Here is a 23638-nt window from a genome sequence, read left to right as displayed (position 1 = left end):
AAACAAGCCTCAATTCGCTATACGGCGAACAGGGTGGGCTGCCGCAGACTGTGTCCCAGTTCAGGCTGCTGATTCGGTGCAAGCGGTCGTTTGCGCCTGCGCCGGACAGACAATTTGATTGTTTTTCTGGAATTTTGGGCCAGCCGCCGGCCAATATCGCCGGGCCAGGCAGACGGAGGAGATTGACGGTTCATGCGGAGCGCGTCGGGAGGTCCCCGCGTCTTGTTGAGACGGCTCCGCGAAACCATGGCGGAGCAGGTCTCGGCCCAGGAGCGGCTGGACAAGATCGTGGTGCTGATCGCCGCCAACATGGTGGCCGAGGTGTGCTCGGTCTATGTGCTGCGCATCGACAACACGCTCGAGCTCTACGCCACCGAAGGCCTCAACCGCGAGGCCGTCCACCACACCGTGCTGAGCGCCCATGAGGGCCTGGTCGGCCTCGTCGCCAGCGAGGCGACCCCGCTCAACCTCAGCGACGCGCAGAGCCACCCGGCCTTCTCGTTCCGCCCCGAGACCGGCGAAGAAATCTACCACTCCTTCCTCGGCGTGCCGATCCTGCGCGCCGGCAACACGCTCGGCGTGCTGGTGGTGCAGAACCGCGCCAAGCGCAATTATGTCGAGGAAGAGCTCGAGGCGCTGCAGACCACCGCGATGGTGCTGGCGGAGCTGATCGCCTCCGGCGAATTGTCCGCACTCGCCCAGCCAGGCCAGGAGCCCGCCGCGCGCCATTCGGCGCAGAAGGTCGGCGCGATCCTGTCGGAAGGCATCGCGCTCGGCCATGTCGTGCTCCACGAGCCGCGCGTGGTCATCAAGGACTACATCGCCGAGGACCTGCCGAAGGAAATCAAGCGGCTCGACACCGCGCTGGCCAAGCTGCGCGCCGATCTCGACCGCATGCTGGAGCGCGGCGACGTTGCCGAGGGCGGCGAGCACCGTGAGGTGCTGGAAGCCTACCGCATGTTCGCCAACGATCAGGGCTGGTCGCACAAGCTGCACGAGGCGGTCGCCACCGGCCTCACGGCGGAAGCCGCCGTCGAGCGCGTGCAGTCCGACACCCGCGCGCGCATGCTGCGCTCGACCGACCCCTATTTGCGCGACCGGCTGCATGATCTCGAGGACCTCGGCTACCGCCTGATGCGGCAGCTGGTCGGGCAGGATCACGCGCCGTCACGTGAACAATTGCCCGACAATGCCATCGTCATCGCGCGCGCGATGGGGCCGGCGGCGCTGCTCGACTACGACCGCAAGCGCCTGCGCGGCATCGTGCTGGAGGAAGGCACCGCCAATTCCCACGTCTCGATCGTCGCGCGCGCACTCGGAATCCCCGCGGTCGGCGAAGTGCCGAACGCGCCCGGCATCGCCGATCCCGGCGACGCCATCATCGTCGACGGCACCTCGGGCGCGATCTATGTGCGCCCGTCGCAGGAGGTCGAGGCGGCCTTCGCCGAGCGCGTGCGCTTCCGTGCCCGCCGCCAGGCGCAATATCTGGCGCTGCGCGACCGGCCCTGCGTCACCAAGGACGGCCAGAAGGTCGAGCTGATGATCAACGCAGGTCTTGCCATCGACCTGCCGCATATCGAGGACACCGGCAGCGCCGGCATCGGCCTGTTCCGCACCGAGCTGCAATTCATGGTCGGCCAGAGCCTGCCGCGCACCAGCGACCAGCTCGCGCTGTATCGCACCGTGCTGGATGCCGCGGGCCCCAAGCCCGTCACCTTCCGCACGCTCGACATCGGCGGCGACAAGGCGCTGCCCTATATGGAAGCCGTGATCGAAGAAAACCCCGCGCTCGGCTGGCGCGCGATCCGGCTCGGGCTCGACCGTCCCGGCCTTTTGCGCGGCCAGATCCGCGCGCTGCTGCGTGCCGGCGGCGGCCGCGCGCTGCGCATCATGTTCCCGATGATCTCGGAGGTCGCCGAGTTCGACTCGGCGAAGGCGCTGGTCGAGCGCGAGCTGACTTATCTGCGCCAGCACGGCCACACGCTGCCTGAAAGAATCGACATCGGCACCATGGTCGAGGTGCCCGCTTTGCTCTACCAGCTCGACGAGCTCCTGAAGAAGGTCGACTTCATCTCGGTCGGCTCCAACGATCTGTTCCAGTTCCTGTTCGCGGTCGATCGCGGCAACGCCAAGGTCTCCGAGCGCTTCGACACCATGTCGGCACCGATCCTGCGCGTGCTGCGCGAGATCGCACGCAAGTCCAACGCCGCGAAGAAATCGCTGTCGCTCTGCGGCGAGATGGCCTCGAAACCGATCGGCGCGCTCGCCCTGATCGCGATGGGCTATCGCTCGCTGTCGCTGTCGGCGACCGCGCTCGGCCCGGTCAAGGCGCTGGTCATCGACCTCGACGCGAAAAAGGCCGAGGCGATGCTCGACCCGCTGCTGGATGCGCCCTCCGGCAGCGTCTCGATCCGGCAGAAGCTGACGGAATTTGCCGAGGCTGAAGGCCTGGCGTTGTAGCGGGCCTGTCCGCTCGTCTTCGCCGCCTTGCTTCCCTCCGCTTTTTTTGAGACCAAACCGATGTCGTCACTCCCCGAAACCAAACTGGACGTTCTACTCGCGCACCACGCCTCGCTCGAGGCCGAATCGCTTAGCCAGCTCTCCTCCGAGCGCTACGTGCAGGTCACGCGCGAGCTCGCCGAAATCACGCCGCTGATCGAGGCGGTGAAGACCTACCGGTCTGCGGTCAAGGAGCTCGCCGACACCGAGGCGCTGATCGCCGACACCACGACGGATGCCGAGATGCGCGGCATGGCCGAGGCCGAACGCGACGAACTCAAGCCGAGGATCGAGGAACTCGTCCAGAAAATCCGCGTCGCGCTGCTGCCCAAGGATGCGATGGACGACCGCAACGTGGTGCTGGAAATCCGCGCCGGCACCGGCGGCGACGAGGCCTCGCTGTTCGCCGGCGATCTGTTCCGGATGTACGAGCGCTTCGCGAGCCTTCAGGGCTGGAAGGTCGAGGTGATCTCGGCGAGCGAAGGCACCGTCGGCGGCTACAAGGAAATCATCGCGGAGGTGCAGGGCCGCGGCGCGTTCTCGAAACTGAAGTTCGAATCCGGCGTGCACCGCGTGCAACGCGTGCCCGACACCGAGACGCAAGGACGCATCCACACCTCGGCGGCAACGGTGGCCGTGATGCCGGAGGTCGAGGAGGTCGACGTCGAGATCAAGAACGACGATCTGCGCATCGAGACCATGCGCGCGCAAGGCGCCGGCGGCCAGCACGTCAACAAGACCGAATCGGCGATCCGCATCACCCACATCCCGACCGGGATCGTGGTGATGATGCAGGACAGCCGCTCGCAGCACAAGAACCGCGCGTCCGCCATGAACATCCTGCGCTCGCGCATCTACGACGCCGAGCAGCAGCGCCTCGATGCCGCACGCTCGGCCGAACGCAAGGAGAAGGTCGGCTCCGGCGACCGCAGCGAGCGCATCCGTACCTATAATTTCCCGCAAGGGCGCGTCACCGATCACCGCATCAATTTGACGCTCTACAAGCTGCCGCAGGTGATTGCGGGCGAAGCGCTCGGCGAATTGATCGACGCGCTGACCACCGAGCACCAGGCCGCCCAGCTTGCCGCGCAGGGTGTTGCAGCGTGACGGGCGCGTGAGCACCCGCTTCACCGGACTATCGATCGAGAGCGCGCGCCGCGCACTGGCCGCGCAGTTGAAAGCCGCGCAGCTCGACGAGCCCGGGCTCGATGCCCGCATCCTGCTCGGCGCGGCCGTCGGCCTCGACCTCACCGGCCTGATTGCACAAGCCACCCGGCTCCTCACTGGGGCCGAGGCGTCGCGTCTCGCGCAGCATGCACAACGCCGCATCGCCGGTGAGCCAGTGGCGCGGATTCTCGGTGTCAGGGAGTTCTGGGGCTTGCCGTTCCGGCTCTCGGAGGCAACCCTGGTCCCGCGTCCTGATACCGAGACCGTGGTCGAGCTCGCACTCGAGATTTTTCGAGAACGGACGACACCTCACCCGCCGCGCATCGCCGACATCGGCACTGGATCCGGCGCGATTTTGCTCGCGCTGCTGCATGAAATTCCCGGCGCCTTCGGCGTCGGCACCGATCTCAGCCTCACAGCGCTCAAAACCGCGAAAGGCAATGCCGCCTCTCTCGGCCTCACCGACCGCTCGGCATTCGTGGCCTGCTCCTATGCCGCGGCGCTGCGTGGCCCGTTCGATCTCATCGTGTCGAACCCGCCCTACATTCCCTCTGGGGAAATTCCGACCCTGAGCATCGAGGTGCGCGAGCATGATCCGCATCTTGCGCTCGACGGCGGCAATGACGGCTATGATTCCTATCGCGCGTTGATCCCGCAGGCGGCCGAACGACTCGCGTCCGGCGGAGCCCTGATCGTCGAGGCCGGACAGGGCCAGGCCCGGGATATCGAGGCCTTGATGACGGCCGCCGGGTTGACGGTGGACAGGCCGCCCAGGGCGGATTTGGCTGGCATTCCGCGGGCGGTTTCGGCCCGAAAAATGCCCCCATAAAAGCCGGATTGGCCTGTAAAAACCTCTTGGAATATCCCTTGGGAACGACTACCTTCCCTCCAGCACATCAGTGTCGGCCCCGTAGACCTACGGGCGAAAGCCGGGCTCAAGTGAGAGCTTCACTGATTTAAGGTTCCAAGCCGCAGGTCCTGTTAAGCGCGATGGCCCATTGAGGTACGCTGCTTTCCGACCGCAAAGTGAACGAAAGCCTGATATTGCGCGCGAAGACTAACGCAAGAAACCAGGGCTTGTTTTGGCAGGCAATATGAACGGGTTCGCTGGCGATGGATGCTGGCGGGTGGGGAACGCGTCTTTGTTGAACGCGGCGGTCGACAAACATCGGCAGGGTTCAAGCCACTTCTCGTGCGCGGTGCGCGCGAGGGATGTGAACCATTGTCATCAGGTCACTCTCAGCAATCAGTAACGCGTGCAACCTTTAGGGCTGGAATTAAAGGCAGGACATGAGAAACGGTCAGAACAAGCAGCGGATGCGCAACCGCAACAATAATAACAACAACAACAATAATAACCGGCGCGGCCAGAACCCGATGACCCGGGTCTACGAATCCAACGGGCCCGACATCAAGATCCGCGGCACCGCCTCGCACATCGCTGAAAAGTATCTCCAGCTCGCGCGCGACGCACGCTCCTCCGGCGACCCCGTGGCAGCCGAGAACTACTACCAGCACGCCGAGCATTATTTCCGCCTGATCGCAACGGCCCAGGAACAGTTCCGCCAGAACCAGCAGCCGCGCGGCGACGAGCCGATCAGCAGCAACAGCGGCGACGACGGCGAGGACGACGGCGAGAATTTCTCGAACTTCGGCCAGGAGCCGGGCTTCGTCCCGCAGCCGCAGCAGCAACCCTTCGTTCGTGACGGCCAGCGCGATCACCAGCAGCGCGACAACCAGCCTTCCTATCAGCGCGACAACCAGCAGCCGCGCGAACATCGCGAACGCGACCACCGTCCGCAGCCGCAATATCAGCCGCCGCAGCCGCTGAACCAGCCCCAGCCCGTCGTTGCCGATACCGGCAGCGTCGATCGCCTGCCCTCCTTCATCACCGGCCCGCAGCCGCAGGTGAACGGCGGCGCGAATGGTGCTCCGGGCAGCTTCGAGGGCGGTGGCGAGCGCTTCCCGCGCCGGCGTCGCCGGCCGCATGGCCCGCGTCCCGAACGCGAAGCCGCTCCAGCCGGCTCGAGCGACGAAGTGGCCCCCGGCGAGTAGGCCCGGGCTCTTCTTCTGATTTCATCGACCGCAAACGTCCCGGCCTCGCCGGGACGTTTTGTTTTCAGTTGCGCCCGACCGTCGTCGAGGACGGCACCAGCACCGGCTTGGTCAGCGCTGGAATCAACCGCGCCCGCTCGCGCTTGGCGGGGATCGCGCGGTAGACCTGCTTGGAAGCCTCGACGATGTGCACGCCCGCAAAGGGCAGCGACAGCGCCGCGCCGGCGCGCTCCCACATCTGCGCCGATTTCAGCACCCATCCGCCGGCATAGGGCGGCATGAACAGCGCCTCGCCCCATGAGGTCGGCGTGAACCAGGTCTGGCGCAGCAGGTCCGTGATCTGCGAGCGGGAATAGGGCCGGCCGTGACCGAACGGCGTGTTGTCGCTGCGGGTCCACACCCCGCGCCGGTTCGGGATCACCGCGATGACGCGGCCGGACGGCGACAGCACGCGCCACACCTCGCGCAAGAGCGCGGCCGGATCGTCCGACATCTCCAGCGCATGGACCAGCAGGATGCGGTCAACCGCGGCGTCGGGAAGCGGCAGCGAGAATTCATCGACCAGCGAGGCCAGCGCCGGCCGTCCCGTCGGCCATTTCAGAACGCCCTGGGCCGCCGGCATGAAGGCGATGCAGCGCTCCGCATCTTCGCGGAACAACCCGAGATAGGGCGTCGGATAGCCGACGCCGAGCACGCGCTGGCCCTCGGCGTTCGGCCAGCGCTCCCTGATGCCGCGATTGATCATCTGCCGCGCCACGATGCCGAGGCGACGGGAATAGAACTCTCTGAGGTCAACGACGTCGATGCTCATGACGGCAATGTAACATGCACAAGGGCAACGCCGCGCGCGGAATATTGCATTGCCTGCGCAACGTTAACGCCATATTTGTCTGACGGGGCTGAGCCCGATGGAGATGACATGGCCGCCGAAATTCGTACTTTCAACTGTTTAAACGACAATTTCGGTTATCTGATCCACGATGTGGAAACCAAGGCGACGGCGTCGATCGACGCGCCGGAGGCAGGTCCCATCCTGAAGGCGCTGGAGCGCGAGGGCTGGCAGCTCACCGACATCCTGATCACTCACCATCATGGCGATCATGTCGGCGGGGTCGCCGAGCTCAAGCAGAAATACAATTGCCGCGTCGTCGCGCCGCATGACAAGACGGCGAAGATCGCCAACGTCGACCTGCGCGTCGCCAATGGCGACGTGATCAAGATCGGCAATCTGCTCGCGCGCGTCGTCGAGACGCCCGGCCACACGCTCGACCACATCTCCTACGTGTTCGACAACGAGAAGACGCTGTTCGCCGCCGACACGCTGTTCTCGATCGGCTGCGGCCGCGTGTTCGAAGGCGACTACCCGATGATGTGGGACTCGCTGTTGAAGCTGCGGGCGCTGCCCGACGACTTCAAGCTCTATTGTGGTCACGAATACACCGCGTCCAACGTCAAGTTCGCGCTCACGGTCGATCCGGACAACGCGGCGCTGCAGGCGCGCGCGGCGGAAGTCGCGAAGCTGCGGGCCGACAACAAGCCGACGATCCCCTCACTGCTTGGTGACGAGAAGCGAGCAAACGTGTTCCTGCGGGCTGATGCGCCCGAGGTCGCAGCCAGGCTACACATGAAGGGTGCGGATCCCGCCGCGGTGTTCGGCGAACTGCGCGAGCGCAAAAACAAATCCTGACGGGGATCGATGCCGACCGCAGCCGAGATCATCGCACGCCTCGAACTCCGCCCGCATCCCGAAGGCGGACATTACCGCGAGACGTTTCGCGACCAGACCAGCGATGCCAACGGCCGCTCGCGCTCGACCCTCATCTACTTCCTGCTCGCACGCGGCGAGCGTTCGCACTGGCACCGGATCGATGCGGTCGAGACCTGGCACTATTATGCGGGCAGCCCGCTGATGCTGCGCATCGCGCATGACGGCTGCTCCCAGCACGAGGTGCGGCTTGGCATCAATCTGACTGGCGGCGAGCGACCGCAGGGAATCGTGCCGGCGAATGCCTGGCAGATGGCGGAGACGACGGGCGAGTGGACGCTGGTCGGCTGCACCGTGGCGCCTGCGTTCGAATTTGCGAAGTTCGAGCTGGCGCCGAAGGGCTGGGAGCCCTAGCCCAACGTCATTCCGGGGCGCGCGCAGCGGCGAGCCCGGAATGACGATTACCGCTTCCGCAGCACCATATCCTTCGCCGCGATCAGGCCGCCGCCAGCGATCAGGATCGCGGCGACGGCGATGTTGGCGCTGGCTTGCGCAAAGCCGGCGGCGATGAGGAAGCCGGTCGACAACAGTGGCGTCGCGTAGGAGGCGGCGCCGAGCACGCGGATGTCGCCGCGCTTCATGCCGATGTCCCAGGCGTAGAAGGCAGCACCGACGGGACCGATGCCGAGCGCGATCACGGCGGCCCATTGCAGCGTGGTTTCCGGCCACACAGTGGCTTCAAGCGCACCATGCATCAGCGCAGCGAGCACTGCGGTGGCAAGACAAAAGCCCGCAACCGCGTCGGTCGGCACCGCCTTGAGCCGGCGCGACAGCACCGAATAGGCGGCCCAGACGAACGCGGCGATGAACGCCGCGACCAGTCCGGGCACCTGACCGGGCGCGAAGCTGGAAGTATTTCCGGCGAACAGCAGCACGGTGCCGACGAGACCGAGGACCGCGCCGATGATGTGATGCGCGGCCAACCGTTCGCCGGGCAGGAACGACGAGAACAGCACGATCAACAACGGCCACATGTAATTGAGAAGACCCGCTTCGGCCGGCGGCGCGAAGCGCAGCGCGAGGAAATACAGGGCGTGATAGCCGAACAGGCCGCCGACGCCGACGATCCAGACGACGGGCGGCTGGCGCAGGCTGTTGGCAGCGTCGCCGCGGCCGATCCAGGTCAGCAGGCCGACGAGACCGCCGATCGCAAACGTCATCGCGGCAAGCTGGAACGCCGGAATCTTTCCGGTCGCGACCGTCATCACCGAGAGCAGCGACCACATCAGGATCGCGGTCAATCCAATCAGGGTGGCGGTGCGCGGGGTCATCGGTCAAAGGGCTCTGAGGACGCTTATGCCCGGCACGAGGCCGGGCATTTGCGCCTTCACTATCGCCTAGTCGCGCCCGAAGCTACAGGCTTTTGGCCCAAAGGCCCGGCGCAATATCAGGCCTGATATTGGCCGCCATTGATGGTCATCGTCGATCCCGTGATGAAACCGGCTTCGTCGGCCGCGAGGAACACGACCGCGCGGGCGATCTCCTCGGGCTCACCGAGACGGTTGACCGGAATCTGCGGGATCACGTTCTTCTCCAGGACGTCCTTCGGCACCGCCTGCACCATTTCGGTGTTGATGTAGCCCGGGCAGATCGCGTTGACGGTGATGCCACCCTTGGCGTTCTCGAGCGCCAGCGCCTTGGTGAAGCCGATGTCGCCGGCCTTTGCCGCGGAGTAATTGACCTGACCGAACTGCCCCTTCTGGCCGTTGATCGACGAGATCGAGATGATGCGGCCGAACTTGCGCGCGCGCATGCCCTCGATCACCGGGCGCGTCATGTTGAACAGCGAGCCGAGATTGGTGTTGATGACGGCGTTCCATTGCTCGAGCGTCATCTTGTGGAAAGCGGTGTCGCGGGTGATGCCGGCATTGTTGACGAGCACCTCGATCGGCCCGAGATCGGTCTCGACTTTCTTCACGCCCTCGGCACAGGCCTCGAAATTGCTGACGTCCCATTTGTAGACGGCGATGCCGGTCTCGGCCTTGAACTTCTCCGCCGCGGCATCGTTGCCGGCATAGCTTGCAGCGACCTTATAGCCGGCCGCCTTCAGCGCCTTGCTGATCGCAGCTCCGATGCCCCGCGTACCACCCGTCACCAACGCAACACGTGCCATTTCGCATTCCTTCCCTTGGACTCGTCGGACGTTTCTGGGTTTCGTTTTTAGCTACGGATTATGGGGGACGTTTGACGGACATCAAGAACAAAACGCCCGGCGTTGAGCCGGGCGTTTCTCTTTAGTCGAGGCCTGCGCGATTGCGAAGAATATTTGATTTGCAACCGCCGCCTTTTTAGTCGCGTGCAAAGCACGCACTGCTGTGTGCAGCGCACGCGTCAATTCCACGCAAGCTGTCTTCAGTCACGCGCCAGACACATCGCGATGCCCATGCCGCCGCCGATGCACAGCGTGGCGAGGCCCTTCTTGGCATCGCGCTTCTGCATCTCGTGCAGCAGCGTCACCAGCACGCGCGCACCGGACGCACCGACCGGATGGCCGATCGCGATCGCGCCGCCGTTGACGTTGACCTTGGCGGTGTCCCAGCCGAGGTCCTTGTTGACGGCGCAGGCCTGCGCCGCGAAGGCCTCGTTGGCCTCGATCAGGTCGAGATCGCCGACGCTCCAGCCGGCCTTCTTCAGCGCGGCGCGCGAGGCCGGGATCGGGCCCGAGCCCATGATCTTCGGATCGACGCCAGCCTGCGCCCACGACACGATGCGCGCGAGCGGCTTCTTGCCTTCCTTGGCGGCCTGCTTGGCGGTCATCAGCACCACGGCGGCGGCGCCGTCATTGATGCCGGACGCCGAACCCGCGGTGACCGTGCCGTCCTTTTCGAAGGCGGGCTTCAGCTTCGCCATCCCCTCGAGCGTTGCACCATGGCGCGGATATTCGTCGGCGCTGACGACGATGTCGCCCTTGCGGGTCTTGATGGTGACGGGGACGATCTCGTCGTTGAACTTGCCGGCCTTCTGCGCGGCCTCGGCCTTCTGCTGCGAGGCGACCGCGAACTCGTCCTGCTGGGCGCGGGTGATCTGCCACTGCCGGGCGACGTTCTCGGCGGTGTTGCCCATGTGGTAGCCGTTGAAGGCATCCCACAGCCCGTCCTTGATCATGGTGTCGACGAACTCGACCGGGCCCATCTTGACGCCGCCACGCAGATACTGGGCATGCGGAGCCATGCTCATGGATTCCTGGCCGCCGGCAACGACGATCTCGGAATCACCATTGAGCAGTGCCTGATAACCGAGCGCGACCGTACGCAGGCCCGAGCCGCAAAGCTGGTTGACGCCCCAAGCCGGGCTCTCCACCGGAATACCGGCGCCGATCGAGGCCTGGCGGGCCGGGTTCTGGCCCTGAGCAGCGGTCAGGATCTGGCCCATGATGACTTCCGAGACCCGGCCGGGCTCGATGCCACCGCGCTCCAGCGCGGCCTTGATGGCGATCGCGCCGAGATCGTGGGCGGGGAGGGTCGCGAACGCTCCGTTGAAGCTTCCGACCGGGGTGCGGGCGGCGCTGACGATGACGACATCGTCTGACATGGGCATCTCCTGAGAGGTTGAATGGGGCAGACGGGGCTGGGGAAACGGCTCGCCAGTCTCGGACGGCATCCTGTTAACGTCGTTGCGGCATGTCAATTGGCGGGTGACCGAATTCATGCCGCACCGCATTCAAAATAGCGTTCTTGGCGATTTCGCAAGCACGTTTTTGCTGTGCAATTAACCGTGGCGCACAAAACGGTAGCGTGAGCCCGTTGAAAATGCTTATTTTGTTGCGTTGCGTACTCTTCCCGCCCTGCGGCATAGCCCGGCAGGTTCCCGTTCTCAGCGTTTGCAAGTGAGAGCCCATGGCGAAATCAGACCAACCCACCACGATCAAGAAATACGCGAACCGCCGGCTCTATAACACCGGAACGAGCACCTACGTGACGCTGGAAGACCTCGCCTCCATGGTCAAGGACGGCGAAGATTTCCTGGTTTACGACGCCAAGACCGGCGACGACATTACCCGCTCCGTGCTCGCCCAGATCATCTTCGAGCAGGAGAACAAGGCCGGCCAGAACCTGCTCCCGACCACCTTCCTGCGCCAGCTGATCCGCTTCTACGGCGACAGCATGCAGATGGTGGTGCCGAAATATCTGGAGCAGGCCATCGCGTCGCTGACCCAGGAGCAGGAGAAGTTCCGCAAGCAGATCGCCACCTCACTCTCCGGAACCCCGTTCGCGCCGCTGGAAGAACAGGTCCGCCGCAACATGGAGCTGTTCCAGCAGACCTTCTCGATGTTCAAGCCGTTTGTCCCCGCCGCGGGCCGTCCGGCGACGGCGACCACGGAGGCCGAGCCCGATGCGAGCGCTGAGCCGGCCAAGGACACCAACATCGACGATCTGCGCCAGCAGATGAAGGACATGCAGGAACGCCTCGAGAAGATGTCGAAGAAGGAAGAGTAGAGCCTTACGTTCGTACCGACGCGTCCGCTCGCGGCGGGCGCGCAAGCTGCCGGTGTATGGGGTGCCACCACTTGCATGCCCTGGTGCCGATACGGGCCGGAGAAGCCATGTCCGACCGCAGCTCACACTGGAACAATGTCTACGCCACCAAAGGCGAGGCCGAGGTCAGCTGGTTTCAGGACAGCCCGACGATCTCGATCGAGATGATCCGCGCTGCAAATCCGGATCATGGCGCGGCCGTCATCGATATCGGTGGCGGTACATCCCGGCTGGTCGATTCGCTCCTGCAGGCCGGATATCGCAATGTCGCCGTGCTGGATCTCTCAGCCAACGCGCTTGATGCAGCGAGGAAACGCATCGGTCCGACCGCTTCACTGGTCGACTGGATCGTTGCCGACGCCACGACATGGCGGCCGGCCAGGACCTACGATGTCTGGCACGACCGCGCGGCGTTTCATTTCCTGATCGATCCGTGCGACAGAGCGGCTTACGTCGACCGTCTGCGGTCGGCCGTTGCACCTGGCGGCCAGGTCATCATCGCGACGTTCGCGCCCGACGGCCCGGAGAAATGCAGCGGACTGCCGGTGCAGCGACATGACAGCGCGAGCCTCGCGGCAGAACTCGGGCCGGAGTTCGAGCCCGTCGAAACGCGGAGCGAGACACATCACACGCCTTGGGATTCGACGCAGGCGTTCCAGTTCAGCCGGTTTCGCAGACGAGGCTAGCTCCGTCAGGCCGCCAGCTTCACCGCATGCGCAAACTCCCAATAGAGCTTGCGCGCTTTGGTGTAGAACGGCCCCGGTTTCAGCTCGCGCTCGTCGATGCGGATCACCGGCGCGACCTTGGCAAAATTGCCGGTCGAGAAGATCTCGTCGGCGGCGAGGAAGTCGGCATAGCGCAGCGTTGTCTGGATCACGGTGACGCCGTCGCCGCGCAGCAGATTGATGACGCGCTGGCGCGTGATGCCGTTGAGGAAGGTGCCGTTCGGCACCGGCGTGAAGACCACGCCGTCCCTGGCCATGAACACGTTTGAATTGCCGAACTCGGCGACGTTGCCGAGCATGTCGAGCATCAGCGCATTCTGGAAGCCGCGGGAAGCTGCCTCCGAGAGCGCGCGCGAATTGTTCGGATAGAGGCAGGCCGCCTTGGCCTCGACCGGCGCGCATTCGGCGGTGGGCCTGCGAAACGGCGACAGCGTAATCGCGTTGCCGACGGGCTTCGGCATCGGCGCCTCGTAGATGCACAGGCACCAATTGGTGGTCTCGGGGTCGAACAGCACGCCGCCGCCCGCGCCGTTCTGCGCCCAGTACATCGGACGGACATAGAGCTCCGCATTCGCAGCAAAGCGCGCAATGCCTTCGTTTGCGAGCGTGAGCCAGGTGCCGGCATCGACCACCGGCTTCAGGCCGAAATTGATCGCGGATTGATTGGCGCGGGCGACGTGACGGTCGAGATCGGGCGCAACGCCTTCGAACGCGCGCGCGCCGTCGAACACCACCGAGCCGAGCCAGGCTGCATGCGTGCGCGGCCCCATGATAGGGACGTTGCCGTCGTGCCACTTGCCCTCGAAGAAGGTCCAGCTCGGCGAATAGTCGATGGGTTTTGCGATGTTGGCCACGACCGGCCTCCCCTTGGAAATTATCCGGGCACTATTCTCCCAATTTCTAAAGGATTTCCTGCGGAGCAATGGTGGGTTACCCTCTCCGCCCGTGGGATGAGGAAAGGTCCATGCCGCTCGATCCGCTCGCAAAGCGTTTGTTGACCATGATGGCTGCGGCTGCGCCGCATGCACGGAGTCGGCCGAGTGTGGAGGCGCGGCGGCAGTCGCTCGCCAAGCTGATGCAGTTTGCGCGCGCTGATGCGGGAGATGTGACGACGTCCGACGGCATGCTGCCCGGCCCCTGCGGCGAGCTGCCTTATCGGCTCTATTCACCCGCGTCTGCCGGCGAGCGTGCACCGGGCTTCGTGTTCTTTCATGGCGGCGGTCTCGTTGCCGGAAGCATCGCCACGCACGACCGCATTGCGGCGGCGCTGGCGCATGTGACCGGCTGCCGCCTCGTTTCGGTCGACTACCGGCTCGCGCCCGAGCACAAATTCCCGGCCGCCGCCGACGATGCGATCGCCGCTACCGAATGGGTGGCGCGGCAGGCCCCGTCGCTCGGCATCGATGCCGGGCGTCTGGTGATCGGCGGCGATTCCGCCGGCGCCACGCTCGCCGCGATCGTGTGTCAGGAGGCGGCGCAGAGCGCCGGCCTCTCCATCGTCGCGCAATGCCTGATCTGCCCGGTGCTGGATTTCGAGGAGACCTCGCCGTCGCGCGAGGCCTTTGCCGAGGGCCATCTGATCGATCGCGCCACGATCGAGGCGGATCTCGCCGACTATCTGCCTGAAGGAATCGATGCCGCCGATCCCCGCATCTCGCCCTTGCGCGCGACTCGGCTCGCGGGCCTGCCGACCGCAATCATCCACACCGCCGAATTCGATCCGATGCGCGACGAGGGCAATGCCTATGCCCGCAAGCTGCTCGCCGCGGGCGTCGCGGTCGAGCACGTCTGCCATGACGGCATGGTCCACAACTTCCACGCCATGGGCGCGATCCTGCCGCAGGCGCAGCTCGTGCTGTCGCAGATCGGCGAGCAGGTCAGGCGGGCGGTGGAGAGGTGAGAGCGGGAATCAGACGCGTGCGCCGATCACGGCGCGCGCCGCCACGACATACTCGGGCCAATGCGCATCCGCATAATTTTCGGCCTGCCGCGCGCAATTGATGTCGGGCGCATGGGCGGCTGCAATCGTGCGTGCGAAGCGCTCTTCGGCGACTGTCACGTCGCCAGGCTCGGGCGACGGCACGGCGGCGGCCACGGCAGTCGGAGCCAAAGCAGCCGGAGCCACGGCGAGCCCAGCCAGACCAGTGAGCAGGATGCGGCGTGACGTGTTCATGGCTGTTGTCCTTCCAGTATCCGGCCCGCGCGCTGTGGCCGTCGAGTGTGTCAATGCTATCACGGCAGCGTAACCGCACACATCCGTGCAGTCCATCGCCTGCGGATAGCGCTTGACCACACGAATGATCACGTTCCATCTAACAACGGCTCTTTCATCAAATCGCCACGCGTCGGATTGTCACGTGTCCCATCGCAGCCCATCGACCTTTCAGGCCTTGCGCGCTGCCGCAATGGGAGGACTTTGCCTGACGATGTCGGCGGGCACAGCCTTCGCCGCTGACGGGGAGGACGAAGCGCCGGCAAAGCCGGCCATGCCGAACCTTTATCTCGATCTGCGTACGACCTATGCGACGATCCCGGCGGGGACGCTCGCGCTCGGCTTCGGCAATACATCGCTGTCGGCAGCGCTCGAAGCCCTGGCCGCGCGCAGAGGCGCGACGCTGCCGGGCGGATTGCCGGCCGCGAAATCGATCGCCATTGATCTGCCGCTGACCGTCGACGTCAGCGAGCGCGTCTCGCTTTATGGCGGCATATCCGGCTCGACGACCGATATCGGCAGCGGCTGGTCGACGTTCGACATCACCAGCTGGAACATCGGGATACAGGCCGACCTCTATCAGCAGAACGGCGGCAAGATCCCGACCATCACGCTGCAATCGACCCTGACCCAGTCGGTGCCGACCGAGCAGGGCATGACGAACGCGTTCAACAACATCCTGGAATTCGACTACGCGCTGGACGAGGACGAGACCCGCGGCTGGCTCGCCGGCGTGCAATATACCTATACTGACATCGCCAGCCAGTTCGCCCGCATCAAGCCGAACACGATCCTCTATGCCGGCGGTTATTACCAATGGCCGAGCAACTGGAAATTCACCGGGCGCCTCGGCGTGCAGTCGTTCGGCGGAGCGCAGATCGCGGGCCGGACGCTGGCGGAGTCCTTCACCCAGCCGATCCTGCGGCTCGACCTCGACCGCATGGACGACAACGACAACCGCCTGTTCGGCATCACCGCGCAGATCGCCTGGATGCCGAAGCCGTCCTATCAGGTGACGTTGCGCACGCCGCTCTACGCCGTGCGCAACTAATCCGGCACCGGCACGTCGAAGGTGTTGAGCGTGACCGAGACCATGCAATAGACCCCGACGAGATAGGACAGCTCGGCCGCGCCGTGCTCGCCGAACTCCTTCACCGCCGCCCGCCAGGTCAGCTCCGGCAGCACGCCGCCGCTCACCAGCGCGGACGCCACGTCGTAAGCAATCGCTTCTTGCCTGGTGAGATCCACCGGCCGCTGGCCAGCGACGATGGTCGCGAGTTTTTCGTCGGAGAGACCCCGCTGCTCGGCGACCAGCACATGGGCATAGAGCTCGTAGCCCGAGCGGAAATGCGAACCGGTGACGAGGATCGCGACCTCGCGCACAGGCGCCGGCAGCAGCGGGTTCGACGCGATCGCCTTGACCAGCTCCCATACCGGCTTGCCGAAACGCGGCTCGCGGATCCAGGGATTTCAGGGCCCGAGCAGCGCGCCGTCGTCGCGCATGTTCACGAAGCCCTTGAAGTGGTCCGTGATGCCGGCTCGCATGTCGTCATAGAGCGGCTTCTGTTCGGCGCTCAGATCTTTCGGATCGAGAATGGGAAGGCGCACGGTGGAGGTCTCCTCGTTGAGAAGACAAAAGGTCGCCCGCGCCCGCGCGCATGGCAAGTGAAGTTGCCGTGACGACCGTGTCATTTTGCGCATCCGCACGGAGACGTCGGCTATCAGGCCCCAACGCTTCGTGCTCTCTGCGGATTGACGACGTCTTCGACCGTGAGTGCCAAGGGCTGTCCTGTGTCGAGGAACGACGCCAGCGCCGCCTCGAACGGCGCCGGATCGAGACCGCGCGCGGCGAGCCAGGAGGCTTCATAATAGGTTTGCCGGTAGCGCTCGCCGGAATCACAGATCAGCGTCACCAGCGATCCCGTCGTGTTGGCCTTGAGCATCTCGGAGGCCAGTCGGCACAACGCCAGGAAATTGGTGCCGGTCGAACCGCCGACCGCGCGGCGCAGCCGGCGCGACAGCACGTTCATCGCTGCGATCGTCGCCGCATCCGGGATCTTCATCATGCGGTCGACCACGCCCGGCACGAAGGACGGCTCGCAGCGGGGGCGGCCGACACCTTCGATCAGCGAAGGGCGCTCGCAAACATGGGAGCGGTCCTGCGAGCGGAAGCAGTCGAAAAAGGCGGAGTTCTCGACATCGGCAACGCACAGCCGGGTCGGATACTGGCGATAGCGCAGATAGCGGCCGATCGTCGCCGAGGTGCCGCCGGTGCCCGCGCCCATCACGATCCAGTCCGGCAGCGGGCGCCGCTCGCCCTTCAATTGCGTGAAGATCGATTCGGCGATGTTGTTGTTGCCGCGCCAGTCGGTGGCGCGCTCGGCGAAGGTGAACTGGTCCATGTAGTGACCGCCCAGCCGGGCCGCGAGCTTAGCAGCCTCAGCATAGAGCGCGCGACCGTCGTCGATCAGATGGCAATTGCCGCCATAGTGCTTGATCGCGGCGATCTTCTCCTCCGAAGTCGTGCGCGGCATGACGGCGTAGAAGGGAACGCCGATCATCTCCGCGAAATAGGCTTCCGACACCGCGGTCGATCCTGACGACGCCTCCACGACGGGCGTGCCCTCGCGGATATGACCGTTGCAGAGCGCATAGAGGAACAGCGAGCGGGCCAGCCGGTGCTTCAGGCTGCCGGTCGGATGTGTGGACTCGTCCTTCAGATAAAGGTCGATGCCTGAGAGCGCCGGCACGAACAGCCGGATCAGATGGGTGTCGGCGGTGCGGCACTGGTCGGCCTCGATCGCGGCCACGGCCTCGTCGACCCAGCCGCGCCGATAGGCCGGCGTGGCGGGATCGTGCGGACGGAAGGGAAGCGGCTGCATCGGACGAATCTCTCACGATGCGAATTGCGCATCAATAGCTGCGGCTCAGAATTCCAGTGGTGCGTTGTCGACGACTTCCTTCATCACGAAAAAGGTGCGGGTCTGGCGCACGCCGGGCAGCGCGATCAGCAGCTCGCCGTGGATACGGTTGAAATCCTCCATGTCGCCGACGCGGATCTTGAGGAAATAGTCGAAATCGCCAGCAACGAGGTGGCAGTCGAGCACGAATTTCAGCCTGGCGATCGCCTGCTCGAAGGCCGCAAAGCTCTCCGGCGTCGAGCGGTCGAGCACGACGCCGACCATCACCAGCGTGCCCTTGGCCACCTTCTTCGGCGCCACCATCGCCCGGACGGCGGCGATGAAGCCGTCTTCGAACAGGCGCTGGGTGCGGCGATGGCAGGTGGCGGGGCTGATGGCGACGGTTTCAGCCAGCTCGGCGTTGCTGAGCCGGCCGTTATTTTGCAGCAATCTCAACATCTTGAGGTCGATGCGGTCGAGGCAGGCGGACATGGAAGAATCTTCCGATCAAAGTAACTATTTCGGAAGGAATATTACCGCAAGCAGCTCATTGTGCAAGATTACGTGCAACATCAGCGCAATATTCGAGAGCACATTTTCCGGGAGCAATGCTAGCCACGTCCCCAGACAGCAACGCCAATCGGGGTGCCCCATGATACTGGACAAATTCGCGCGCTATCCGCTGACCTTCGGCCCGACGCCCATCGAGAAGCTGGAGCGGCTGTCGAAGCATCTCGGCGGCAATGTCGAGATCTACGCCAAGCGCGAGGACTGCAATTCCGGCCTCGCCTATGGCGGCAACAAGCTGCGCAAGCTCGAATACATCATCCCCGACGCGATCGCCTCCAACGCCGACACGCTGGTCTCGATCGGCGGCGTGCAATCCAACCACACCCGCATGATCGCGGCGGTCGCCGCCAAGATCGGCATGAAGTGCCGCCTGGTGCAGGAAGCCTGGGTGCCGCACGAGGACGCCGTCTATGACCGCGTCGGCAACATCATGCTCTCGCGCATCATGGGCGCCGACGTTCGCCTTGTCGACGACGGCTTCGACATCGGCATCCGCAAGAGCTGGGAACAGGCGATCGACGAGGTGAAGGCGGCTGGCGGCAAGCCCTACGCAATTCCCGCCGGCGCCTCCGTGCACAAATTTGGCGGGCTTGGCTATGTCGGCTTCGCCGAGGAAGTGCGCAAGCAGGAAGCCGATCTCGGCTTCAAGTTCGACTACATCATCGTCTGCACCGTTACCGGCTCCACCCATGCCGGCATGCTGGTCGGCTTCGCCGCCGATGGCCGCGCGCGAAAAGTGATCGGCATCGATGCGTCCTTCACGCCGGCGCAGACCAAATCCCAGGTGCTCGAGATCGCACAGAACACGGCCAAGCTGGTCGAGCTCGGCCAGGAGCTCTTCGCCGACGACGTCGTGCTGATCGAGGACTATGCCTATCCCGCCTATGGCGTGCCGTCGGAAGAAACCAAGGACGCGATCCGCCTCACCGCGCGGCTGGAGGGCATGATCACCGACCCCGTCTATGAGGGCAAATCGATGCAGGGCCTGATCGACCTCGCGCAGAAGGGCTATTTCGAGAAGGGCGCGAAGATCTTGTACGCCCATCTCGGCGGCGCACCGGCGCTGAACGGATATGCGTATGCGTTCCGGAACGGGTGAGGCTGCGTAGCTCTCACCTCCTCTCCGCTGTCGTCCCGGGGCGCGACAAAGTCGCGAGCCCGGGACCCATAACCACAGGGAGGTGTTTGGCGAAGACTTGCAGTTCAGTACTCCTACCGATCGCAATCGATAGATTCCGCGGTATGGATCCCGGATCTGCGCTCCGCTTTGCTGCGCTTGTCCGGGATGACAGCGGAGTTTTTGGAGCGCCTACCGCGTCCTGACGATCTGCAGCAGCTCGTCGCCGTAATGCTCGAGCTTCTTGTCGCCGATGCCCGGCACGTTGCGTAACTCGTCCAGCGTCGTCGGCCAGGCCCGGACGATGCCGTCGATGGTGGCATCGTGCAGCACGACATAGGCCGGCACGCCGCGTTCGCGCGCGATGTCCGAGCGCCAGGAGCGCAGCCGCGCGCGCAGCTCGGGATCGACATCGCCCTGCGGCGCATTCGCCGCAGGCGCGAGATCGCCGCGGCGAGATTTCGTGCGGCTTGAGCGAACGCGGGTGCCAGGGGCTTCCTCGCGCAGCCACACCTCGGTCTCGCCGCGCAGCACCCCGCGCGCGGAATCCGTCAGCTTCAGCGCACCGAACGCTTCGCTGTCGCTCTGCAGATGGCCCATCGCCACCAATTGCCGCAGCACGGTGCGCCACTGCTTCTCGTTGAGCTCGCGGCCGACGCCGAACACCGAGAGCTTGTCGTGGCCGAACTGCGTGACCTTCTCGGTCAGGCGTCCGATCAACACGTCGATCAGGTGCATCGCGCCGAACCGCTGCCCGGTGCGATAGGCGCAGGAGAGCAGCTTTTGCGCCAGCACCTTGCCGTCGCGCATCTGCGGCGGCGTCAGGCAATTGTCGCAATTGCCGCAGTTTGTGCCCTCGAAGGTCTCGCCGAAATAGCCGAGCAGCCGCTTGCGCCGGCACTGCGCGGTTTCGGCGAGCCCGACCAGCGCATCGAGCTTGCCGATCGAGACGCGCTTGAAATCATCGGACGCAGTGGACTCGTCGATCATGCGGCGCTGCTGCACGATGTCGGAGAGGCCGTAGGCCATCCACACGGCGGAGGGCTTGCCGTCGCGGCCGGCGCGCCCGGTCTCCTGATAATAGGCCTCGATGCTCTTGGGCAGGTCGAGATGGGCGACGAAGCGCACGTCCGGCTTGTCGATGCCCATGCCGAAGGCGATGGTGGCGACGATGACGATGCCGTCCTCGTTGAGGAAGCGGTCCTGATTGCGCGAACGCACGCTGCCGTCGAGCCCGGCGTGGTAGGGCAGCGCGGCGATGCCGGCATCCGCGAGCGCGGCAGCGACTTCCTCGACCCGGTTGCGCGACAGGCAGTAGACCACGCCGGCATCGCCCGCATGCCGTTCCCGGATGAACTCCTTGAGCTGCGACACCGCATTGCGCTTGTCGACGATCTCGTAACGGATATTGGGCCGGTCGAAGCTGGAGACGAATTGCGGCGAACCGCCGAGCTGAAGCCGCTCGACGATCTCCTTGCGCGTCAAATCGTCGGCGGTCGCGGTCAGCGCGATGCGCGGGACATCAGGAAAGCGCTCGGCGATGACGGAGAGGCCGACATATTCGGGGCGGAAGTCGTGGCCCCATTGCGAGACGCAATGCGCCTCGTCGATCGCGAACAGCGCCACCTTGGCCTGCGCCAGCATCGACAGGCAGCGCGGCGTCACCAGCCGTTCCGGCGCGACATAGAGCAGGTCGAGATCGCCCGAGATCAGGCGCCGCTCGATGTCGGAAGCTTCCTGCAGCGTCAGCGACGAGTTCAGCGCCGCGGCATTGACGCCGGCCTCGAGCAGGCCCGCGACCTGGTCGCGCATCAGCGCGATCAGCGGCGACACCACGATGCCGCAGCCTTCGCGCAGCAATGAGGGGAGTTGGTAGCACAGCGACTTGCCGCCGCCGGTCGGCATCAGGACCAGGCAATTGCCGCCATCCGTGACATGCCGGATGATCTCGCCCTGCGCACCGCGGAACCCCGGCAAGCCGAACACCGAATGCAGCACCGACAGCGCATCGCGGCCGTTGGACGGCGCAGGCAGCGGAGCGGTGGAGGAAGCGGACATGCGGTGGCGGACCGGGCCAGAAGATTCGTCACAAGGCCAGTCGCATGACCGCGCGGGCATGGCAAGACTGTTTGGGGGGCTTGGCGCGACTCCTCCCCTCTCTCCTTGCGGGAGAGGGTGGATCGCCGCGTCGGGTGAGGGGTATCTCTCCGCGACTCAAATTGCACGTTGAAGACTGCGGAGAGATACCCCTCATCCGGCGCTTCGCGCCACCTTCCCACACAGGGGGAGAAGACTAGTGAGCTACGCCCCGATTCGCCGCAGCGCTTCGGCAACCGTCACAATCGGCATGCCACGTCGCTGGGCCGATTCCAGCGCGTGGCGCATCAGGGCCGGCGTACAGCCATAGGGGCTCGGCGCATCGACGACGTCATGGCTGTAGAAGATCAGCCATCCGCCGCTCGCGACCGCCTCGTCGAAATACGCATCGACGCCAGCGGCATCGATCTCGAAATTGACCAAAGGCGCGGCCCGCAGGAACTGGAGATCGATCACGTCGCGATTGACCCCGGGAAGAATGCCGCGGGCCGACCGGAAGATCTTGGCGAGCTGCGGCTTTCGCCAGACCGAGGCGAGGCCATACGGATAGGCAAAATTCTCCAGCTTGATCGAGGAATCGATGTCGCGAAAATGATTGCGATTGCGCTCGATCTCGCAGGCCATCATGGCCTCGTCGAGATTGGCCGCGCTCTGGTGCGAGAAGGTGTGGCAGGCGATCTCGTGTCCGGCACGGTGGAGCCGGACGATGGCGTCGTTCGACAGACCATGCCAATGGTCCGAAGGCCGGTCGATCAGGCTGCCGGCGATATAATACGTGCCGCGGCCACCATGCGTTTCGAGCAGCGAGGCTCCCTCGCCCGCGGCGCTATCAGGGGCATCGTCGAAGCTGAAACTCACCATCGGCGCATGCGCAGGCAGCCGATGCGGCGCGGCCCGGAAATGCCGGGCCAGCCGATTGCTCACGCGTCCCTGAAGTGCCGACCACACGACTGCAATTCCTGTTTGCACCGACCTCTTCACTGAAGCATTCGCGCGCTGCTCGAGGCAAGCTTCACACTTCGTTAGTCCTAACTCGGAACCTGGCACAAGACCTAGCGCGCCAGGGCCGCCGCATCGGCCTCCGCGCCGAGATATTGCAGCCAGTTGCGAAATAACGCCGCCGCGGCGCTGCCGGCCGCGATATCGGCGCGCAAGTTCAGCGCGGGCAGGTCGTTGGCGAGCGCCGGATGGCGCTGGTGTCTCGCCTGCTTCTCGAACCGGACCAATTTCTCTTCCGTCGCTGCGTCAAAATAACTCACGGGCAGGTGCGGATAATCGTCGCGCTCGCGCGCGAGATAGCGGCCGACGTCGCGCAGATATTCGCGCTGGAGCGACAGCGCGTCATATTCCGGGTGCCCCTGGAAGAACACGAAGCGGCTGGCATATTGCCGGACGAAGATATCGACACCGGCCTTTGCCGAACGCGTCAGCACCTGGTAACCGGCCGCGTCGAGGTCGCTCTCGGCGATCTCGTTCAGGCGCGAATGCGAAACCTTGAGCGGGGCCGGCGCGGCGCGCGTCAGCGGGTCATTCGTGACGGACTCGCAGTCGAAAATGCCGTGGCATTTGGCGGGCAGCCGCCGCCGTTCGATCCGGTCGAGATGCAGCACCGCCGCATGGGCGGCAAGGCACGACCAGATCGTCGAGCGGGTGTTGACCTTGGCCCAGTCGATCAGCTCGGTCAGATCGCGCCAATACGGCTCTTGGTCGAGCCCGGGCGCGACCGGCTCGGCGCCGGTGACGATCAGCCCGTCGAATGTGTGTCGCCTGAGTTCGGTGAGCTCCGAATATTCGCTCTCGACATGCCACTTGGCTTCGGGCGAACGCTTGACCGAAGGCAGCGAGAAGCAGTGGAAGCGGATGCGGCGCGGGCCCGCGGCGGCCTGAAGCAGCTTCATGAACTGCCGCTCGGTCGCCTTCAATGCCGGATCCGGCATGTTGTTGATCAGGCCGATGTTGAGATCCGCGCCACCATGATCGCGCGCGAGATCGCCCTCGGCCGGCACCAGCGCCGGGCTCGAAATACCTTGATCCCTGTCGATCAAGATCGTCATCG

Annotated in this window: 22 protein-coding genes and 1 pseudogene; 11 read left to right on the top strand and 12 right to left on the bottom strand. The window is 65.0% G+C overall.

Features of this window, described 5'->3' with window-relative positions; genetic code table 11:
* Positions 1-192 precede the first annotated feature (192 nt).
* The 4 genes from ptsP to F8237_RS17225 all read left to right on the top strand — a co-directional run bounded on the left by ptsP (position 193) and on the right by F8237_RS17225 (position 5721).
* On the top strand, positions 193-2460 hold the full coding sequence (gene ptsP, locus F8237_RS17240) for a phosphoenolpyruvate--protein phosphotransferase (protein WP_151646473.1): 2268 nt from the start codon (positions 193-195) through the stop codon (positions 2458-2460).
* Positions 2461-2520: 60 nt separating this feature from the next.
* The gene (prfA, locus tag F8237_RS17235) at positions 2521-3606 is read left to right on the top strand and encodes a peptide chain release factor 1 (protein WP_151646471.1); all 1086 of its coding nucleotides are present in this window, start codon (positions 2521-2523) and stop codon (positions 3604-3606) included.
* Positions 3607-3613: 7 nt separating this feature from the next.
* Complete coding sequence (prmC, locus tag F8237_RS17230; RefSeq protein WP_162006088.1) at positions 3614-4495, top strand: peptide chain release factor N(5)-glutamine methyltransferase; 882 nt, start codon at positions 3614-3616, stop codon at positions 4493-4495.
* Positions 4496-4956: 461 nt separating this feature from the next.
* Positions 4957-5721, top strand: coding sequence for a DUF4167 domain-containing protein (locus tag F8237_RS17225; RefSeq protein WP_151646469.1), 765 nt, complete (start codon positions 4957-4959; stop codon positions 5719-5721).
* A 64-nt stretch (positions 5722-5785) separates the two neighbouring features.
* On the opposite strand, the gene F8237_RS17220 is transcribed toward F8237_RS17225, so the two are convergent.
* Positions 5786-6532, bottom strand: coding sequence for a methyltransferase domain-containing protein (locus tag F8237_RS17220; RefSeq protein ID WP_151646467.1), 747 nt, complete (start codon positions 6530-6532; stop codon positions 5786-5788).
* Between the two features lie 108 nt (positions 6533-6640).
* On the opposite strand from F8237_RS17220, the gene gloB reads away from it, so the two are divergent.
* Positions 6641-7408 (top strand): hydroxyacylglutathione hydrolase, encoded by a 768-nt coding sequence (gene gloB, locus F8237_RS17215; protein ID WP_151646465.1) that lies wholly within the window; start codon positions 6641-6643, stop codon positions 7406-7408.
* A gap of 9 nt (positions 7409-7417) precedes the next feature.
* The gene (locus F8237_RS17210) at positions 7418-7840 is read left to right on the top strand and encodes a cupin domain-containing protein (RefSeq protein WP_151646463.1); all 423 of its coding nucleotides are present in this window, start codon (positions 7418-7420) and stop codon (positions 7838-7840) included.
* A 47-nt stretch (positions 7841-7887) separates the two neighbouring features.
* Here the strand turns inward: F8237_RS17210 and yddG are convergent, their stop codons facing one another.
* The 3 genes from yddG to F8237_RS17195 form a co-directional block, all read right to left on the bottom strand.
* A complete protein-coding gene (gene yddG, locus F8237_RS17205) occupies positions 7888-8757 on the bottom strand; it encodes an aromatic amino acid exporter YddG (protein ID WP_151646461.1) in 870 nt (289 codons plus the stop codon).
* A gap of 116 nt (positions 8758-8873) precedes the next feature.
* A complete protein-coding gene (gene phbB / locus F8237_RS17200) occupies positions 8874-9599 on the bottom strand; it encodes an acetoacetyl-CoA reductase (protein WP_151646459.1) in 726 nt (241 codons plus the stop codon).
* Positions 9600-9838: 239 nt separating this feature from the next.
* The gene (locus F8237_RS17195) at positions 9839-11017 is read right to left on the bottom strand and encodes an acetyl-CoA C-acetyltransferase (protein WP_151646457.1); all 1179 of its coding nucleotides are present in this window, start codon (positions 11015-11017) and stop codon (positions 9839-9841) included.
* Between the two features lie 305 nt (positions 11018-11322).
* On the opposite strand from F8237_RS17195, the gene phaR reads away from it, so the two are divergent.
* The gene (gene phaR, locus F8237_RS17190; RefSeq protein ID WP_151646455.1) at positions 11323-11922 is read left to right on the top strand and encodes a polyhydroxyalkanoate synthesis repressor PhaR; all 600 of its coding nucleotides are present in this window, start codon (positions 11323-11325) and stop codon (positions 11920-11922) included.
* Positions 11923-12029: 107 nt separating this feature from the next.
* Entirely contained in the window at positions 12030-12647 is a 618-nt protein-coding gene (locus tag F8237_RS17185; protein ID WP_151646453.1) for a class I SAM-dependent methyltransferase, read from the top strand.
* A gap of 5 nt (positions 12648-12652) precedes the next feature.
* Here F8237_RS17185 and F8237_RS17180 read toward each other — a convergent pair whose 3' ends face one another.
* Positions 12653-13540, bottom strand: coding sequence for a branched-chain amino acid aminotransferase (locus F8237_RS17180; protein ID WP_151646451.1), 888 nt, complete (start codon positions 13538-13540; stop codon positions 12653-12655).
* A 110-nt stretch (positions 13541-13650) separates the two neighbouring features.
* Between F8237_RS17180 and F8237_RS17175 the strand changes: the two genes are divergently transcribed.
* On the top strand, positions 13651-14586 hold the full coding sequence (locus tag F8237_RS17175; protein WP_151646450.1) for an alpha/beta hydrolase: 936 nt from the start codon (positions 13651-13653) through the stop codon (positions 14584-14586).
* A 9-nt stretch (positions 14587-14595) separates the two neighbouring features.
* Here F8237_RS17175 and F8237_RS17170 read toward each other — a convergent pair whose 3' ends face one another.
* The gene (locus F8237_RS17170) at positions 14596-14859 is read right to left on the bottom strand and encodes a hypothetical protein (RefSeq protein ID WP_151646448.1); all 264 of its coding nucleotides are present in this window, start codon (positions 14857-14859) and stop codon (positions 14596-14598) included.
* A gap of 217 nt (positions 14860-15076) precedes the next feature.
* Here F8237_RS17170 and F8237_RS17165 point away from each other — a divergent pair, with 217 nt between their 5' ends.
* The gene (locus tag F8237_RS17165) at positions 15077-15949 is read left to right on the top strand and encodes a hypothetical protein (protein WP_162006384.1); all 873 of its coding nucleotides are present in this window, start codon (positions 15077-15079) and stop codon (positions 15947-15949) included.
* On the opposite strand, the pseudogene F8237_RS17160 reads toward F8237_RS17165, so the two are convergent.
* The 3 genes and pseudogenes from F8237_RS17160 to F8237_RS17150 all read right to left on the bottom strand — a co-directional run bounded on the left by F8237_RS17160 (position 15946) and on the right by F8237_RS17150 (position 18290).
* A pseudogene (locus F8237_RS17160) lies at positions 15946-16506 on the bottom strand (carboxymuconolactone decarboxylase family protein). The gene F8237_RS17165 and the pseudogene F8237_RS17160 sit on opposite strands and share 4 nt — an antisense overlap.
* Before the next feature lie 113 nt (positions 16507-16619).
* Entirely contained in the window at positions 16620-17780 is a 1161-nt protein-coding gene (locus F8237_RS17155; protein WP_151646446.1) for a PLP-dependent cysteine synthase family protein, read from the bottom strand.
* A 45-nt stretch (positions 17781-17825) separates the two neighbouring features.
* Positions 17826-18290, bottom strand: a complete 465-nt coding sequence (locus F8237_RS17150; RefSeq protein WP_151646444.1) for an Lrp/AsnC family transcriptional regulator — start codon at positions 18288-18290, stop codon at positions 17826-17828.
* A 163-nt stretch (positions 18291-18453) separates the two neighbouring features.
* Between F8237_RS17150 and F8237_RS17145 the strand changes: the two genes are divergently transcribed.
* Complete coding sequence (locus tag F8237_RS17145) at positions 18454-19467, top strand: 1-aminocyclopropane-1-carboxylate deaminase (RefSeq protein ID WP_151650581.1); 1014 nt, start codon at positions 18454-18456, stop codon at positions 19465-19467.
* 210 nt (positions 19468-19677) lie between these two features.
* On the opposite strand, the gene recQ is transcribed toward F8237_RS17145, so the two are convergent.
* The 3 genes from recQ to metA form a co-directional block, all read right to left on the bottom strand.
* Positions 19678-21543, bottom strand: a complete 1866-nt coding sequence (gene recQ / locus F8237_RS17135; protein WP_151646441.1) for a DNA helicase RecQ — start codon at positions 21541-21543, stop codon at positions 19678-19680.
* A gap of 243 nt (positions 21544-21786) precedes the next feature.
* The gene (locus F8237_RS17130) at positions 21787-22530 is read right to left on the bottom strand and encodes a polysaccharide deacetylase family protein (protein ID WP_151646440.1); all 744 of its coding nucleotides are present in this window, start codon (positions 22528-22530) and stop codon (positions 21787-21789) included.
* 104 nt (positions 22531-22634) lie between these two features.
* Positions 22635-23636, bottom strand: a complete 1002-nt coding sequence (metA, locus tag F8237_RS17125; protein WP_151646439.1) for a homoserine O-succinyltransferase MetA — start codon at positions 23634-23636, stop codon at positions 22635-22637.
* Positions 23637-23638: the final 2 nt, after the last annotated feature.

The organism is Bradyrhizobium betae (assembly GCF_008932115.1).
GTDB classification, from domain to species: domain Bacteria; phylum Pseudomonadota; class Alphaproteobacteria; order Rhizobiales; family Xanthobacteraceae; genus Bradyrhizobium; species Bradyrhizobium betae.
This window is presented reverse-complemented; position numbering and strand designations above follow the sequence as displayed.

Coding starts and splice junctions, on each gene's coding strand:
- F8237_RS17185 (WP_151646453.1), top strand. CDS start 12,030: ATGTCCGACCGCAGCTCACACTGGAACAATGTCTACGCCACCAAAGGC.
- F8237_RS17175 (WP_151646450.1), top strand. CDS start 13,651: ATGCCGCTCGATCCGCTCGCAAAGCGTTTGTTGACCATGATGGCTGCG.
- ptsP (WP_151646473.1), top strand. CDS start 193: ATGCGGAGCGCGTCGGGAGGTCCCCGCGTCTTGTTGAGACGGCTCCGC.
- recQ (WP_151646441.1), bottom strand. CDS start 21,543: ATGTCCGCTTCCTCCACCGCTCCGCTGCCTGCGCCGTCCAACGGCCGC.
- F8237_RS17210 (WP_151646463.1), top strand. CDS start 7,418: ATGCCGACCGCAGCCGAGATCATCGCACGCCTCGAACTCCGCCCGCAT.
- F8237_RS17220 (WP_151646467.1), bottom strand. CDS start 6,532: ATGAGCATCGACGTCGTTGACCTCAGAGAGTTCTATTCCCGTCGCCTC.
- metA (WP_151646439.1), bottom strand. CDS start 23,636: ATGACGATCTTGATCGACAGGGATCAAGGTATTTCGAGCCCGGCGCTG.
- phaR (WP_151646455.1), top strand. CDS start 11,323: ATGGCGAAATCAGACCAACCCACCACGATCAAGAAATACGCGAACCGC.
- F8237_RS17150 (WP_151646444.1), bottom strand. CDS start 18,290: ATGTCCGCCTGCCTCGACCGCATCGACCTCAAGATGTTGAGATTGCTG.
- F8237_RS17170 (WP_151646448.1), bottom strand. CDS start 14,859: ATGAACACGTCACGCCGCATCCTGCTCACTGGTCTGGCTGGGCTCGCC.
- F8237_RS17225 (WP_151646469.1), top strand. CDS start 4,957: ATGAGAAACGGTCAGAACAAGCAGCGGATGCGCAACCGCAACAATAAT.
- yddG (WP_151646461.1), bottom strand. CDS start 8,757: ATGACCCCGCGCACCGCCACCCTGATTGGATTGACCGCGATCCTGATG.
- F8237_RS17155 (WP_151646446.1), bottom strand. CDS start 17,780: ATGCAGCCGCTTCCCTTCCGTCCGCACGATCCCGCCACGCCGGCCTAT.
- prfA (WP_151646471.1), top strand. CDS start 2,521: ATGTCGTCACTCCCCGAAACCAAACTGGACGTTCTACTCGCGCACCAC.
- phbB (WP_151646459.1), bottom strand. CDS start 9,599: ATGGCACGTGTTGCGTTGGTGACGGGTGGTACGCGGGGCATCGGAGCT.
- F8237_RS17195 (WP_151646457.1), bottom strand. CDS start 11,017: ATGTCAGACGATGTCGTCATCGTCAGCGCCGCCCGCACCCCGGTCGGA.
- gloB (WP_151646465.1), top strand. CDS start 6,641: ATGGCCGCCGAAATTCGTACTTTCAACTGTTTAAACGACAATTTCGGT.